Annotated in this window: 15 protein-coding genes; 14 read left to right on the top strand and 1 reads right to left on the bottom strand. The window is 68.0% G+C overall.

All coding sequences use genetic code 11. The features are described from left to right. Positions 1–908: HAMP domain-containing protein (locus GGC47_RS26270; protein ID WP_185748080.1), on the bottom strand; the 908-nt coding region annotated here is incomplete at its 3' end. A gap of 373 nt (positions 909–1,281) precedes the next feature. Here GGC47_RS26270 and hslV point away from each other — a divergent pair. From hslV to lnt, 14 genes are all read left to right on the top strand, one after another. Further along, entirely contained in the window at positions 1,282–1,851 is a 570-nt protein-coding gene (gene hslV, locus GGC47_RS26265) for an ATP-dependent protease subunit HslV (protein ID WP_282568291.1), read from the top strand. A 52-nt stretch (positions 1,852–1,903) separates the two neighbouring features. Further along, positions 1,904–3,214, top strand: a complete 1,311-nt coding sequence (gene hslU, locus GGC47_RS26260; RefSeq protein ID WP_142023428.1) for an ATP-dependent protease ATPase subunit HslU — start codon at positions 1,904–1,906, stop codon at positions 3,212–3,214. Continuing rightward, a complete protein-coding gene (gene murJ, locus GGC47_RS26255; protein WP_142023427.1) occupies positions 3,214–4,788 on the top strand; it encodes a murein biosynthesis integral membrane protein MurJ in 1,575 nt (524 codons plus the stop codon). Before hslU ends, murJ begins: the two co-directional genes overlap by 1 nt. A gap of 46 nt (positions 4,789–4,834) precedes the next feature. After that, positions 4,835–5,881, top strand: coding sequence for a tryptophan--tRNA ligase (gene trpS / locus GGC47_RS26250; protein WP_113252839.1), 1,047 nt, complete (start codon positions 4,835–4,837; stop codon positions 5,879–5,881). 96 nt (positions 5,882–5,977) lie between these two features. Next, entirely contained in the window at positions 5,978–6,472 is a 495-nt protein-coding gene (locus GGC47_RS26245) for a universal stress protein (RefSeq protein ID WP_038365098.1), read from the top strand. Positions 6,473–6,573: 101 nt separating this feature from the next. Beyond that, complete coding sequence (locus GGC47_RS26240; RefSeq protein WP_038365097.1) at positions 6,574–7,134, top strand: NifU family protein; 561 nt, start codon at positions 6,574–6,576, stop codon at positions 7,132–7,134. An 81-nt stretch (positions 7,135–7,215) separates the two neighbouring features. Continuing rightward, positions 7,216–7,899 (top strand): tRNA (adenosine(37)-N6)-threonylcarbamoyltransferase complex dimerization subunit type 1 TsaB, encoded by a 684-nt coding sequence (tsaB, locus tag GGC47_RS26235; protein WP_142023426.1) that lies wholly within the window; start codon positions 7,216–7,218, stop codon positions 7,897–7,899. 53 nt (positions 7,900–7,952) lie between these two features. Beyond that, a complete protein-coding gene (locus GGC47_RS26230; protein ID WP_038365093.1) occupies positions 7,953–8,450 on the top strand; it encodes a GNAT family N-acetyltransferase in 498 nt (165 codons plus the stop codon). An 81-nt stretch (positions 8,451–8,531) separates the two neighbouring features. Further along, a complete protein-coding gene (locus tag GGC47_RS26225) occupies positions 8,532–9,332 on the top strand; it encodes a lysophospholipid acyltransferase family protein (protein WP_038365090.1) in 801 nt (266 codons plus the stop codon). 106 nt (positions 9,333–9,438) lie between these two features. Beyond that, positions 9,439–10,809, top strand: coding sequence for a tRNA (N6-isopentenyl adenosine(37)-C2)-methylthiotransferase MiaB (gene miaB, locus GGC47_RS26220; RefSeq protein WP_038365359.1), 1,371 nt, complete (start codon positions 9,439–9,441; stop codon positions 10,807–10,809). A gap of 156 nt (positions 10,810–10,965) precedes the next feature. Further along, entirely contained in the window at positions 10,966–12,120 is a 1,155-nt protein-coding gene (locus GGC47_RS26215; RefSeq protein WP_081925517.1) for a PhoH family protein, read from the top strand. Beyond that, a complete protein-coding gene (ybeY, locus tag GGC47_RS26210) occupies positions 12,117–12,701 on the top strand; it encodes an rRNA maturation RNase YbeY (protein ID WP_142023425.1) in 585 nt (194 codons plus the stop codon). The genes GGC47_RS26215 and ybeY overlap by 4 nt, the downstream gene beginning before the upstream one ends. Next, a complete protein-coding gene (locus GGC47_RS26205) occupies positions 12,698–13,687 on the top strand; it encodes a hemolysin family protein (protein WP_142023424.1) in 990 nt (329 codons plus the stop codon). The genes ybeY and GGC47_RS26205 overlap by 4 nt, the downstream gene beginning before the upstream one ends. Continuing rightward, entirely contained in the window at positions 13,687–15,279 is a 1,593-nt protein-coding gene (lnt, locus tag GGC47_RS26200; protein WP_142023423.1) for an apolipoprotein N-acyltransferase, read from the top strand. Before GGC47_RS26205 ends, lnt begins: the two co-directional genes overlap by 1 nt. Positions 15,280–15,372 lie beyond the last annotated feature (93 nt).

The following is a 15,372-nucleotide window of genomic DNA, read 5'->3' as shown; positions in this document are numbered from 1 at the left end:
AGGCGGGCGGAGAAATCGCCGGCCGCCGCCGCCGCGACCACCTCGCCGACATCCGACACCACCGCCTCCATCGACTGCGCCCGCGCCAGCCGCGCGGCGGCGGCGGCACGCTCTTGCTCCTGCAGCAGCGCGACCTGCTCGGTGCTCTGGCGCAGCACGGACACTGCGCGGGCCATGGCGCCGATCTCGTCGGGACGGCCCGTGTGAGGGACATCGACGCTGGTATCGCCGGCGGTGAGCGTCTCCATGACCTTGCTGAGGTCGAGGATCGGGCGAGTGATCGAGCGCTGGGCGAAGACCAGCGCGAAGCCGATGGAGACCACCAGCGTCGCCAGCAGCATCAGCGGTAAGAGCCATTGGATCTGGCGGGTGAAGGCCGTCGCCTCGTCGCCGACGACGATGCCGGCCTGTTCGACGCGCTGGCTGAAACTGATCAGCAGATCGTTCAAGGCCTTGCGATTGGCGCGATTGGCTTCGTTGTTGCCCTGGGCATTGGCGGCCTCCGCCGAAACCTGGCGTCCGAGCCGGGCGGTTTCGGTGCGGAAGGCGATGAACTCCTCGACGGATTTGGCGATCTGCGCGACCGTGCCCCGCTCTTCGACAGGAGCGATCTTCTCCAGATCGGCGACGAATTTGCGCAGCGTCGGGATGCGGTCGTCGATCCCCTTGGCGTAGGTATCGGCCTCCTGCGGGGTCTTCGACATGTAGATGCCGCGCGACTCCATCACCACGGCGGTGACGACGCCGTTGATCCGCTGCGTCAGCAGCGCGACATTGCCCTGGATTTCGGCACGCGTATTGAGGTCATCCGCCTTATGCAGACCGTAGAGACTGATGATCGCAGAAAAAATGGCCCCGCCCACAACGATAGCGAGCATGGCGAGAATTTTCAGGCGGATTGATTTCATGATGATGGCCCCGGGGCAGCTTCCCGAACGAGGAAACCGCTTCAACAAGCCGACCATCCGCCGCCAACGATAAAAAACTGATTAAGAGATAGATGCACTGCTGACGTAGAATACTGACGCGATTGTCCCTGAATGCCGAAGAGTCATCCTGCTGGGAATAGGAAATTCGTACAGAGATCGGCAGGTTTACACTTGAACTATTCGACAGGCCGCGACCTTCGGGGAATCGCGGACCCTTCAGTCTCGACGCTCGCCGCCTGACCTCGTTGGCACACGGGCTCTGCGCCCTGCCGAAAAGCGCCCCCTCTTGATAGTGTGGCTCTGCCTGAACATGTTGCGTCTTCCGCAGCCCCATCTCCGGTCACAGTTCCTCATGTCCGAATCCAGCAATGCTCCCGTCATGCACGCCACCACCATCCTGATGGTGCGCAAGGGCGGCCGCGTCGTCATCGGCGGCGATGGCCAGGTCTCGCTCGGCCAGACCATCATGAAGGGCAATGCGAAGAAAGTTCGCCGCCTCGCCAAGGGCCAGGTGATCGCCGGCTTCGCCGGCGCCACCGCCGATGCCTTCACCCTGTTCGAGCGGCTGGAGAGCAAGCTCGAGCAATATCCGACGCAATTGCTGCGCGCCTGCGTCGAGCTCGCCAAGGATTGGCGTACCGACCGCTATCTGCGCCGGCTCGAGGCGATGCTGCTCGTCGCCGACAAGGAGGTCTCGCTGCTGATCTCCGGCACGGGCGACGTGCTCGAGCCCGAGGCGAGCGAGCACGGCGCGGTGATGGCGATCGGCTCCGGCGGCAATTATGCGCTTTCGGCCGCGCGCGCCCTGATCGATATCGAGCCCGATGCCGAGACGATCGTGCGCAAGGCGATGAAGATCGCCGGCGACATCTGCGTCTACACCAACCATTCCCTTGTCATCGAGACGCTCGAAGCAGCCTGATATGCGCCGATAACGCGCATTTCGGGTCAATTCATCCGGATACAACACCGCAATGACCAGCTTTTCCCCCCGTGAGATCGTCTCCGAGCTCGATCGTTTCATCGTCGGCCAGAAGGATGCCAAGCGCGCCGTCGCGATTGCGCTGCGCAACCGCTGGCGCCGCCAGCAGCTCGAAGGGCCGCTGCGCGAGGAGGTCTCGCCGAAGAACATCCTGATGATCGGGCCGACCGGCTGCGGCAAGACCGAGATCGCCCGCCGCCTCGCCAAGCTCGCCAATGCGCCCTTCCTCAAGGTCGAGGCAACCAAGTTCACCGAGGTCGGCTATGTCGGCCGCGACGTCGAATCGATCGTGCGCGACCTGCTCGAGATCGCGATCGCGCTGGTGCGCGAGAGCCGGCGCAAGGATGTCCAGGCCAAGGCCCATGTCGCGGCGGAGGAACGCGTGCTCGACGCGCTCGTCGGGGCGACCTCCAGCCAGGCGACGCGCGATTCCTTCCGCCGCAAGCTGCGCGACAACGAGCTCGACGACAAGGAGATCGAGGTCGAGGTTGCGGCGGGCGCCGGTTCCGCCACGCCGATGTTCGAATTGCCAGGCATGCCCGGCGCCTCGATCGGCGCGATCAATCTCTCCGACATGTTCGGCAAGGCTTTCGGCCAGAAGGGCAAGCCAAGGCGCATGCTGGTCAAGGACGCCTATGGCCCGCTGCTGGCCGAGGAGAGCGACAAGCTGATCGACCAGGAGGCCATCGTCCAGGCGGCGATCCGCGAGGTCGAGAACAACGGCATCGTCTTCCTCGACGAGATCGACAAGATCTGCGCCCGCGAGGGCAAGGGCGGCGCCGATGTCTCGCGCGAGGGCGTGCAGCGCGACCTGCTGCCGCTGATCGAGGGCACGACTGTCGCGACCAAGCACGGCGCGGTGAAGAGCGACCACATCCTCTTCATCGCCTCCGGCGCCTTCCATGTCTCGCGCCCCTCCGATCTGCTGCCGGAGCTGCAAGGCCGCCTGCCGATTCGCGTCGAGCTCAACCCGCTCGACGTCGAGGACTTCAAGCGCATCCTGACCGAGACCGAGGCGAGCCTGATCAAGCAATCGGTGGCGCTGATGGCGACCGAGGAGGTCGCGATCGAGTTCACGCCGGATGCGATCGACGCCATCGCCCGCATCGCCGTCGATGTGAATTCCACGGTCGAGAACATCGGTGCCCGCCGGCTCCAGACCGTGATCGAGCGCATCCTCGACGAGATCTCCTTCACCGCCCCGGACCGCTCGGGCGAGGCGGTGACGATCGACGCGGCCTATGTCGAGGCGCGCATTGGGGATCTCGCGAAGAATGCCGATCTGAGCCGGTTCATTCTCTGATGGCCGATCCGGGGGCGCCGGCGTCGAAACCGCCCTCCCGCCTCGCCCGCGATTCCGCCGTCGTCGGCGCGGCGACCGTCGCATCGCGACTGCTCGGCTTCGCCCGCGACGTGCTGATCGCGCGCCTGCTCGGCGGCGGACCGGTGGCGGATGCCTATCTGGCGGCGCTGCGCCTGCCCAATCTGGTCCGCCGCGTGCTCGGCGAAGGCGGGCTCAACGCGCCCTTCGTGCCGCTTTATCTCGGCATCGCGCGCGAGCGCGGCCCGCAGGAGGCGCGCCGCTTCGCGTCCGAAGCCACCGGCAATCTCGCCTTTCTGCTCCTGGTTCTGGTTGCGGTGGGAGAACTCTTCGCGCCCTGGCTGGTGCTCGGTCTCGCCGGCGGCTTTGCCGAGGAGCCGGCGACGCTGGCCTTTGCCGCCTATTACACCCGGCTGATGCTGCCCTTTCTGCTGCTGACCACGTTGGCGGCGCTGCTGGCGGCGCTGCTCAACGCCGAAAAGCGTTTCATCGTCGCGGCACTGGCGCCGGCGCTGATGAACGCGATTCTGCTTGGGTTGCTGCTGGTGCTGCATGTCTACGGCACGGCGCCGGAGCGCGCGGCGCAGTGGCTCGCCATCGGCGTCAGCCTCACCGGTCTGGCGCATCTGGCCATGATCCTGCTCGCGTCGCGCGGGCTTGGCCTGCCGCGCCCGGCGCTGCGCTGGTCCTCGGATATGACGCGCCTCCTGCGTACCGGCGGCGCGACCCTGCTCGCGGCCTCGGCGGCGCAGCTCGTATTGCTGGTCGCGACGCAGATCGCCTCGATCGAGCCCGGCGCCGTCGCGGCGCTCTACTATGCCGATCGCGTCTTCCAGTTGCCGCTCGGCTTCGTCGGCGTGGCGATGGGGACGGTCGTCCTCTCCGACATGGCGGATGCCGCCGGGCGGGACGGGCCGGATGCGATGCTGGGACAGTCCCTGGCGCTGGGCCTGGCGCTGGCGCTGCCGGCCGGTGCCGCGCTGGTCGCGCTGGCCGATCCGATCGTCTCGGTGCTGTTCGAGCATGGCCGCTTCGAGGCCGCCGACCGCGCACGGACGGCTGGCGCGCTCGCTGCCTTCGGCTACGGCCTGCCCTTCGCCATCGCGGCGAAGGTCTTCGGCCAGGTCTATTTCGCCCGTCGCCGGCCGCGCTTGCCGCTGCTGTCGGGCTGCCTTGCGGTGCTGGTGGCGGCGCTCGTCGGCCTCGGGCTGGCCGATGGCGACAACGCGGCCCGGATGGCGGCTTTCGCCGCGACGCTCGCCTTCGCCGTACAGGCCGTGATGCTGGGCGCCACGCTGATCCGGGACGGCATCTGGCGGCCGAGCGCGAGCAATCTGCGGCCCATCGCCGCCAGCCTCGCCGCGAGCGCGATCATGCTGGGAGCCCTGCCGCTGCTGCTGAAGGCCCTGGCGGCGCCGCTCGCCCTCGATCAGCCCATCCTGTACCGCGCCGGGGCGCTGGTGCTGCTCTGCCTCGGCGGGGTCGTCGTCTATGGCACCGTCGGCGGGCTGTTGGGTGCCTTCGGCGCTCTCCCCTTGCGCAAGCGGCGGGCTTGAGCCAGAAGCGCCGCTTCCTCCCTCCATCGTGACGACGGAGTGCCCCATGTCGGGTTTTCACCAGCGCGTATTCTCAGGCATGCAGCCGACCTCGACGCTGCATCTCGGCAATTATTTGGGCGCGCTGACCAACTGGGTGGCGATGCAGGAGACGCATGAGTGCATCTATTGCGTCGTCGACATGCACGCGATCACGATGTGGCAGGACCCCGCCGACCTGAAGCGCGCCATCCGCGAGGTCACGGCCGCCTATATCGCAGCCGGCGTCGATCCGCAGAAGAGCGTCATCTTCAACCAGAGCCAGGTCTCGGGCCATGCCGAACTCGCCTGGATCTGCAACTGCATCGCGCGGCTGGGCTGGATGAACCGCATGACCCAGTTCAAGGAGAAGGCGGGCAAGGACCGCGAGAACGCCTCGCTGGGCCTCTACGCTTATCCGAGCCTGATGGCGGCCGACATCCTGCTCTACAAGGCGACGCATGTGCCCGTCGGCGAGGACCAGAAGCAGCATCTGGAGCTCACCCGCGACATTGCCCAGAAGTTCAACAACGACTTCGCCCCGCAGATCGCGGAACTCGGCCTCGCTACCGGCGATCTCGGCTTCTTCCCGCTGCCCGAGCCGATGATCATGGGCCCCGCCCAGCGGGTGATGAGCCTGCGCGACGGCACCAAGAAGATGTCGAAATCGGACGCTTCCGACTATTCGCGCATCAATCTGACGGATGATGCCGACGCCATCGCCCAGAAGATCCGCAAGGCGAAGACTGACCCCGAGCCGCTTCCCTCCGAGGAGAAGGGGCTGGAGGGTCGCGCGGAAGCCGAGAACCTCGTCGGCATCTATGCCGGCCTCTCGGGCGTGGCGAAGGGCGAGGTGCTGAGGGAGTTCGGCGGCAGCCAGTTCTCCGGCTTCAAGGCGGCGCTGGTCGACCTCGCGGTCGAGAAGCTCAGCCCGATCGCCGGCGAGATGCGCCGCCTGCTCGCGGATCCCAGGCATATCGACGCCATCCTCGGTGAGGGCGCGAAGCGGGCCGACGCCATCGCGGCGCCGATCCTGCGCGAGGTCAAGGACATCATCGGCTTCGTCCGGAGCTGAGCGCCGTCTGGAAAGCCCGGTTCCGGGTGAGGGGCTTGCGCCGGGCTGCCGGCGCGGGCCACCATGCCGCCTCCTGAGGCGGCGACAGGGATATCCATGGTCAAGAGACGCCGGTCCTACGAGACGGGCCATCGCCCGAAATTCCTCGCCGTGGTCGACGACACCGAGGAATGCGCCAAGGCGCTGCGTTTCGCGGCGCGCCGCTGCGCCCGCGTCGGCGCGTCCATCGTCCTGCTCGGCGTCGCCACGCCGCCCGAGCACGAGACCTGGCTCGGTGTCGGCGAGGCGATGCAGGCGGAGGCCGAGGCCGAGGCCGAGAAGCGTCTCGATACGGCTGCAGCCGCCGTGCGCGCGCTCGCCGGCCTGGAGCCCGAGAAGGTCGTGCGCACCGGCGACAAGGCCGATGAGCTCGTCAAGCTGATCGAGGAGGATGAGGACATCTCCCTTCTCGTGCTGGCTGCCGGCACCGGCCGCGAGGGGCCCGGACCGCTCGTCAGCGCGCTCGCCGGCAAGTCCTCCGCGAGCTTCCCGATCCCCGTCGCCATCGTCCCCGGCCATCTGGAGGACGAGGAGATCGACGCGTTGGCGTGAACCGACGTCGGCATTGACCGACCCGGCTGGAATGATTCCATCCATCGGCCTATATCGGAGCCAGGAACGGCGACCTTGAATCGCCGGTACCGGAGGTATCCATGTTCATCCAGACCGAAGCGACGCCGAATCCGGCGACCCTTAAATTCCTGCCCGGCCGCATCGTCATGGGCGCCGGCACGCTCGATATGCGCGAACCGGCCGAGGCCGAGCGCTCGCCGCTGGCGCAGCGCCTGTTCGGCGTGTCCGGCGTGTCGGGTGTGTTCCTCGGCTCCGATTTCATCACCGTCACCAAGTCGGACGGCGAGTGGCCGCATCTGAAGCCCGCGATTCTCGGCGCCATCATGGAGCATTTCATGTCGGGCGCCCCGGTGCTGTCGGAGGGCTCGGCCGCCGATGTGATCGAGGAGGGCGAGTTTTTCGCCGAAGAAGACGCGCAGACGGTCGAGACGATCAAGGATCTGCTTGAGACGCGCATCCGCCCGGCGGTGGCCGGCGACGGCGGCGACATCACCTTCCGCGGCTATCGCGACGGCACGGTCTATCTCGTCATGAAGGGCGCCTGCTCGGGCTGCCCCTCATCGACCGCGACGCTGAAGCACGGCATCCAGAACCTGCTGCACCACTTCCTGCCGGAAGTGCGCGGGGTCGAGGCGGTTTGATATCGGAGCGCAACGCGTGGTCGTGCGAAGCCTGGTCGTGAACGAAGAAGCGCGGGATCGCCTCCCCGGATCGAGGCCCTGATGCGCATCCTCGCGATCGACACGGCGCTCGGCGCCTGCTCGGCTTGCGTGCTCGACGCCGGTGAGGCGCAGCCGCTGGCCAGCGAGCAGCTCGCCATGGATCGCGGCCATGCCGAAGCGCTGATGCCGCTGGTCGAGCGGGTGATGAACGCGGTCGAAGGGGGCTTCTCTTCGCTCAACCGTGTCGCCGTCACCGTTGGCCCTGGCAGCTATACCGGCCTGAGGGTCGGCGTCAGCGCCGCGCGCGCCATCGCCTTCGCGGCCGGCATCCCGTCGGTGGGCGTCACCACCGTCGCGGCCTGCGCGGCGCCATTGATCGGCCGCGAGCCTGGCCGCGTCATCGCCGCCGCGCTCGATGCCAGGCACGGGCAGGTCTGGTTTCAGGCGCTGAGCGCGGAAGGCAAGCCGCTGGTCTCGCTGCGGCAGGTCAGCTATCGCGATGCGGCGCGCGCCATCGGCGCCGGCCCGGTCAGCCTGGTCGGTTCCTCGGCTCTGGCGGTGGCGAACGAGGCCTGGGCGATCGGCCTCGATGCCGTCGTGGTCGACAGCGCCAGGGCGCCCGATATCGCCTGGGTGGCGCGGCTCGGCCTGATCGCCGATCCCGAGACGGCTCCGCCGCGCCCGCTCTATCTCAAGGCGCCGGAAACGACCCCGCAGGACAAGGCGCGGCTGCCGCGCCGGTGAGGCCATTCGCCAGATCGGGGTTGACCTTGGGGCAGGCTGTGCGAACAAGCGGCATGGATTGGTTGCGCAGGCTCCTTCATCCCGGTTCGGCTCCCGCGCGGACGGGGCGCCTCGATGTCGCCCATGCGCGGCAGGTCGCGTCGCTGCATCATCTGGGCGGCTTCGCACGCGGCTGGGAGCCTTCCGAATGCGCCGCGCTGATTGCCGATTCGGGTGTCGTGGCCGATGGCGTCTTCAGCGGCGGCGGCCATAGCCCGGATGGTTTCGTGATGTCGCGCAAGGCGGCGGACGAGGCCGAGATCCTCAGCATCGTCGTTTCTCCGGCACGGCGACGGGACGGGCTCGGCCGCACCCTGCTCGCCGTCCATCTCGCCCATCTGGCGAGCGAGGGCATCACGCAGGTTTTCCTCGAGGTCGAGGAGGGCAACGAGCCGGCGGAGCGGCTCTATCGCCATTTCGGCTTCCGCGAGGTCGGCCGCCGCAAGGGCTACTACCCCAAGCCCGACGGCTCGCGCGCCACCGCGATCGCGATGCGGCTCGATCTCGCGTGACATCCGCCCGCAATCGGGCGATGAGAAGCCCTTGCATCCCATCAGGACCGACCCGACGCCGATGACCGGAACCGCTCGCGCATGAACGGACTATCCGCAGGCGCCCTGCTTCGCCTTGCGCTGCTCGGGCTCGGCACGCTCGCTTTGGTGCCGTTGCAGCTCGTGGTCCTCCGCGCATGGCCGGCGCAGGCCGGCGTCCTGCCGCTGCGCTTCCATCGGCTCGTCTGCTTCTGCCTCGGCGTGCGCCGCCGGGTCAGGGGCACGCCGCCATCGCCTGGAGCGGGCGCGCTGATCGTCGCCAACCATGTTTCCTGGCTCGATATCTGCGTGCTCGGGGCCGAGCAGAAGCTCGCCTTCGTCGCCAAGAGCGAGGTCGCGAGCTGGCCCGTCATCGGCTTCCTGGCGAAGCTCCAGCACACGGTCTTCATCGACCGCCAGCGCCGCAGTGCCACGGCTGGCGTCGCCGCGGCGATGGGCGCGCGCATCGCGGCGGGGGAGGACATCGTCCTCTTCGCCGAGGGCACGACCGGGGATGGAACACGCATCCTGCCCTTCCGCTCCTCGCTGCTCGGCGCCGCCCATCAGGCGATGGGTGACACGGAAAGCGACGTGACGGTCTATCCGCTGGCCGTCACCTATACCGGCTGGCAGGGCCTGCCCGGCGGGCGCATCGAGCGCGGCGCGCTCGCCTGGTATGGCGATACCGAGCTCGTGCCGCATCTCAGGCATGTGCTCGCCTGCGGAAAGGTCGATGTCGAACTGGTCTGGGGCGCGCCGATCGTGATGGGCCGGGCGACCTCGCGCAAGGAGGCGACGCGGCTGGCGGAGGCGACGGTGCGCGCCGCCCGCCGCGAAGCCGTGACCGGCCGTCCCGCCGGGTAAGGAAGCGCTGGCCCGCCGCTTGCTTTACGTCCGTTGCGGCATGGCGGTGATTTTCAAGCCGCGCGAACCGGAGTAAGGAGACGGTTTGGAGATCCCGACCGCGACGATGAAGAAAGTCCACATCAAGTCCTTCGGCTGCCAGATGAACGTCTATGACGGGCAGCGCATGGCCGATATCCTGGGCGAACAGGGCTATGAGGAGACGGCGACGCCGGAAGGCGCGGATCTGATCCTGCTCAACACCTGCCATATCCGCGACCGTGCCGTGCAGAAGGTCTATACGGAGCTCGGCAAGCTGCGCGATATCAAGACTGCCCAGAAGGCAGAGGGCCAGGAGACGAAGATCGTCGTCGCCGGCTGCGTCGCCCAGGCCGAGGGCGGCGAGATCCAGCGCCGCCAGCCGGCGGTCGACCTCGTCGTCGGCCCGCAGGCCTATCACCGCCTGCCCGAGCTTCTGGCCGAGGCGGCGGGCAAGCGCGTCGTCGATACCGATCTCCCCATCGAGGACAAGTTCGGCTTCCTGCCGGCGCCCAAGCCTCAGGTCATTCGCGCGCGCGGAGTGTCCGCTTTCGTCACGGTGCAGGAAGGCTGCGACAAGTTCTGCGCTTTCTGCGTCGTGCCCTACACGCGCGGCGCCGAGTTCTCGCGGCCGGTGGCGCAGGTGGTGGCAGAGGTCGAGCGGCTGGCGGAAGCCGGCGTGCGCGACGTCACTTTGATCGGCCAGAACGTCAACGCCTATCACGGCGAAGGCCCGGACGGCGCCGTCTGGGGCCTCGCGCGATTGATGCATCGCGTCGCCGAGGTGCCCGGCATCGCCCGCATCCGCTATACCACCAGCCACCCCCGGGACATGGACGACGATCTCATCGCCGCTCATCGCGACCTGCCCCAGGTGATGCCTTTCCTGCACCTGCCGGTGCAGGCGGGCTCGGACCGCATCCTCGCGGCGATGAACCGCAAGCACACCGGCGACGAGTATCGCCGCCTGATCGAGCGCATCCGCACGGCACGCCCGGACATCGCGCTGTCCTCCGACTTCATCGTCGGCTTTCCCGGTGAGACCGATGCCGATTTCGAGGACACGATCCGCCTCGTCGACGAGATCGGCTTCGCCTCGAGCTATTCCTTCAAATATTCGTCGCGTCCCGGCACGCCTGCCGCCGATCTCGACGGGCAGATTCCGCGCGCCGTCATGGACGAGCGGCTCTATCGACTGCAGGAACGCATCGAGCATCATCGCCAGGCCTTCAACGCCGCGATGGTCGGACGGGCAGTGGATGTGTTGCTGGAACGCGCCGGGCGCTACCCGGGACAGCTTGCCGGCAAGTCGCCCTATCTGCAGGCTGTGCAGATCGACAGCGAGACGAATCAGATCGGGGATATCGTGCGGGTGGTGATCGAGCGCACCAGCACCAATTCGCTCTTCGGCCACAAATTTGAGGCCGGGGCAGGTTCGCGAAAGGAAATGGCCGCTTGAGCGCGCGCCCTCTCGCCCCCATCTGCGGGTTGAGCACACCCTGTCATCAGGCTGAAATTGTTGCGTTCGGATATGCTGTGAGACGACCGGGCCGGTCGTTCCTGTCCGGCCGGAATAACCGTCAGGGAGATGACGCATTTGGCACAGGCTGATTCGATGACGCCGAAACCCGACCGGACCCCGCGGCGCGAGATCGCGCCGGCGCGCGGGGAGAGCCTCGCCCGCGAGGGCCTGCCGGCGACCGAGGTGACGTTGAGTTTCGAAGACAATCGCCTCGCCAGCCTGGTCTTCGGCCAGTACGACCAGAACCTCGCTCATCTCGAGCGGCGGCTCGGCGTCGTCGTCAATCCCAATGGCAACCATGTCACGGCGAAGGGACCGCGCGAGACGGCCGAGCAGGCTGTCCGCGTGCTGAAGACGCTCTATGCCCGCGCCAAGGCCGGCGCGGCGGTGACGCTCGGCGATGTCGACGGTGCGATCGAGGAGAGCAACGTCCAGCGCTCGCTCTTCCCGACGGCGGACACCGGCAAGGCCTCCTTCGACGCGATCGTTACCAGGAAGCGGGGCCCTGTAAGAGCCCGCAACGCGGCGCAGGACGCCTATCTGCGCCAGCTCAAGCGCCATGAGCTCGTTCTCGCCGAGGGGCCGGCCGGCACCGGCAAGACCTGGCTCGCGGTCGGGCATGCCGTCTCGCTGATCGAGCAGGGCGTGGTCGAGCGGATGATCCTGTCGCGCCCGGCCGTCGAGGCGGGTGAGCGCCTCGGCTTCCTGCCCGGCGACATGCGCGAGAAGGTCGATCCCTATCTGCGGCCGATCTACGACGCGCTCAACGACTTCATGGAGGCGCGCCATGTCGAGCGCGGCCTGCAGACCGGCATGATCGAGATCGCGCCGCTCGCCTTCATGCGCGGCCGGACCCTGACCAATGCCGTCGTGCTGCTCGACGAGGCGCAGAACGCCACCTCGATGCAGATGAAGATGTTCCTCACCCGCCTGGGCGAGGGCTCGCGCATGATCATCACCGGCGATCCCTCGCAGATCGACCTGCCGCCCGGCCAGCGCTCCGGCCTCGTCGAGGCGGCGAAGCTGCTCAAGGACGTCGAGGGCATCGGCTATGCCCGCTTCGAGGAGGGCGATGTCGTCCGCCACGATCTGGTGCGCCGCATCGTGATGGCCTATGAGGCGTCGGCGAGGCGCGAACGCGAGGAGCGCGAGGAGGCGATGCGCAATTCCGCAGCGGCTCCCGAGGCGCATCGCGAGGGCGACAGTGAGGGATTGAAGCGGATGTTGGCGCGGGAGCGGCCGCGATGAAGGATCGACCTCGCGCGCGGCGTTCGGCGCCGCCCGCGGAGAGCCTTCCGGCTCTGGTTCACGATATCCGTGCCGAGTCGCGCCGCTGGCGCGAGCTGGGCAATCTCGCAGCCTTGCGCGCCATCGCCGGTGAGGCGCTTCGTGCGGGGCTGGCCGTTGCGCCGCGCCGGCCCCTGGACGGTGCCGAGCTCAGCCTGCTCCTGACCGATGACCGGCGCATCCGCCTCGTCAACCGCGACTGGCGCGGCTTTGACAAGGCGACCAACGTGCTCTCCTTCCCGGCCGCGCCGCCGGAGCGCATCGCGACCAGCCCGCTGCTCGGCGACATCGTCGTCGCCTACGAGACCGTGGCGCGCGAGGCCGAAGCCGAGGGCAAGAGCTTTCCCGACCATTTCCGCCATCTCGTCATCCACGGGCTGCTGCACCTGCTCGGCGAGGATCACGAGACCGAGGCCGAGGCGCGCCGCATGGAAGCGCTCGAGGTCGAGGCGCTCGCGCGTCTCGGCATTGCCGACCCTTACGCCGATGCCGAGCTCGTGACCGAGCCGGCCCCGTCTTTCTCAGAACATTCACGGCCATGAGCGACGACAGTCGACAATCCCAGAACGAAACCGCCGGCCGGGGCCTCGGCCACTGGCTCGGCCAGTTCCTCGACCGGCTCGGATTGCGCGGCGGCGGCACGGCGCGGGAGGAGATCGTCGAGGCGCTGGCTGAGGCGAATGGCGAATTGGCCGACCTCTCGGCGCAGGAGCGCGCCATGCTCACCAATGTGCTGGGCCTGCGCGAGCGCCGCGTCAGCGATGTCATGATACCCCGGGCCGACATCGTCGCGGTGCCGGCGGATGTCACGCTCGACCAGCTCCTCGCCCATTTCCGCACGGCCGGCCATTCGCGCCTGCCGGTCTTCGACGATTCGCTCGATGATCCCCGCGGCATGGTCCATATCCGCGATTTCCTCGAATACATCGCCGAGAAGGCCCATCCTGCGGGCATGGCCGGCGCCGATGCCGATGAGGCGGGGACGGCTCCGCACGATCTGGCGGCGGTCGATCTGTCCACCCCGCTTGCGGCGACGAAGCTGCTGCGCCCTGTCCTCTATGTTCCACCCTCGATGCCGGCGGTGGACCTGCTTGTCCGCATGCAGGCGACCCGCACCCATATCGCCCTCGTGATCGACGAATATGGCGGCACCGACGGGCTCGTCTCGATCGAGGACCTGATCGAGATCGTCGTCGGCGATATCGAGGACGAGCACGACATGGAGGAGGCGCCGATCACGCCGGCCGGCGACGACTGCTTCACGGCCGATGCGCGCGCCACCCTCGACGAACTCAAGCAGGCGACCGGGGTGGATCTCTCCGGCAACGAGGTCGCCGACGACATCGACACGCTGGGTGGGCTGATCGTCACGCTCGCCGGCCGCGTTCCGGCGCAGGGCGAGATCGTCGACGGACCCGAGGGCCTGTCCTTCGAGGTCCTCGATTCCGATCAGCGCCGCGTGAAGCGCCTGACCATCCGTCGCCGCGACCGGACGGCGCCTGAAGAAGCGGCGATGGAGCCCGGCTGATGCCGATCACTGGGGTCGCGGAGGCCGTCATCCTGGCCTGGGGATGGCGCAGGCGGCTCATCGCCTTTGCCGCTGGCGCCAGCGGCGCGCTCGCCTTGCCGCCGCTGGATCTGTGGCCGCTCGTCGTCCTGCCGATGACCTTTGCCATCTGGCTGATGGACGGCGCGGTCGGGACGACGCGCTGGCAACGCTTCCGCTCCGCCTCCGTGGCTGGCTGGTGGTGGGGCTTCGGCTTCTTCATCGCCGGGCTCTGGTGGCTCGGCGCGGCCTTTCTGGTCGAGGCCGACAAGTTTGCCTGGGCGATGCCGCTCGGCGTCGTCGCGCTGCCGGCTTTCCTCGCGGTATTTCCGGCTTTCGCCTTCGGCGCGGCGCGGCTGTTCTGGCCGAAGGGCGCGGGCCGCATCCTTGTCCTCGCCGCAATGCTGGGGATCAGCGAGTGGCTGCGTGGCCATGTGCTGACCGGCTTCCCCTGGAACGTCTACGGCATGATGCTGGCCGGCGAGATTCATCTCGCGCAGGTCGCTTCGCTCTTCGGGCTCTATGGGCTCACGCTCTTCGCCGTGGCAATCGGCGCGGCACCCGCGACGCTGGGCACCGCGGCGGGCCCGTCCGGGCGCTGGGCGCCGTCGCTATTGGCGTTGGCCGCTCTCGCGGCCTTCTTCGCCTATGGCGTCTGGCGCATGCCGTCCGGCTCCTCGCCGCTGGTCGCCGGCGTCAAATTGCGGCTGATGCAGCCGAACCTGCCGCAGGACGCCAAGTTCAACGGCAATAACGGCGCGGCGATCCTCGACCACTATCTGGAGCTGAGCGACCGGGCGACGAGTCCGCAGACGCCGGGCCTCCAGAACGTTACCCATGTGATCTGGCCCGAATCCGCCTTCCCTTTCCTGCTCGGGCGCACCCCGCAAGCGCTCGCGCGCATCGCGGCCGCCCTGCCGCCGGACGTGACGCTGATCACCGGCGCCGCAAGGGCCGGGGAGATTCTGCCGGGCGAGGGCCGGCCGCCGATCTACAACTCCATTCAGGTCGTGAACGACGAGGGCGCCATCGTCGCGAGCTACGACAAGGTCCATCTCGTGCCCTTCGGCGAATATCTGCCGCCGATCCTCGGCACGCTGATCCGCGCCGTCGGCCTGTCGCAGTTCGTCTCGGTTCCCGGAGGATTTTCGGCGGGAAGCACGCATTTGCCGCTGGCGATCAAGGGGCTGCCGACCGCGGCGCCATTGATCTGCTACGAGGCCGTCTTTCCCGGCGCGGTTGTGCCGCGGGGGCCGCGCCCGGCCTTTTTCCTGAACCTCACCAATGATGGCTGGTTCGGCCAGACCAGCGGTCCCTATCAGCACTTCGCCCAGGCGCGGCTGCGCAGCATCGAGGAAGGCCTGCCGCTCGTCCGCGTCGCCAACACCGGCATTTCCGGTGTCGTCGACGCCTATGGCCGCGTCGTCGCCAGCCTGCCGCTCGGCAGCGAAGGCGTGCTGGATGCTGGCCTGCCGCGCTCGGGCGCCCCGACATTCTATGCGCGATGGGGCGATCTGGTCTTCGCCGGACTCTTGGCCCTTTTCCTCGCTCTGGCCCGGATTTTGCGGGTCTGAGGGCCTAACATTAACTTTTTCGAGACCAGTGGACCGGATCGCCGGCTTGTAATACATCACGACCTCCGCGCCGACCAGGATTGCGGCTCCTGG

The organism is Allobosea sp. OAE752 (genome assembly GCF_050433265.1).
Classification (GTDB): Bacteria; Pseudomonadota; Alphaproteobacteria; order Rhizobiales; family Beijerinckiaceae; genus Allobosea; species Allobosea spartocytisi.
The sequence above is the reverse complement of the archived record's forward strand: the minus strand, read 5'-3'. Positions and strand labels throughout refer to the sequence as shown.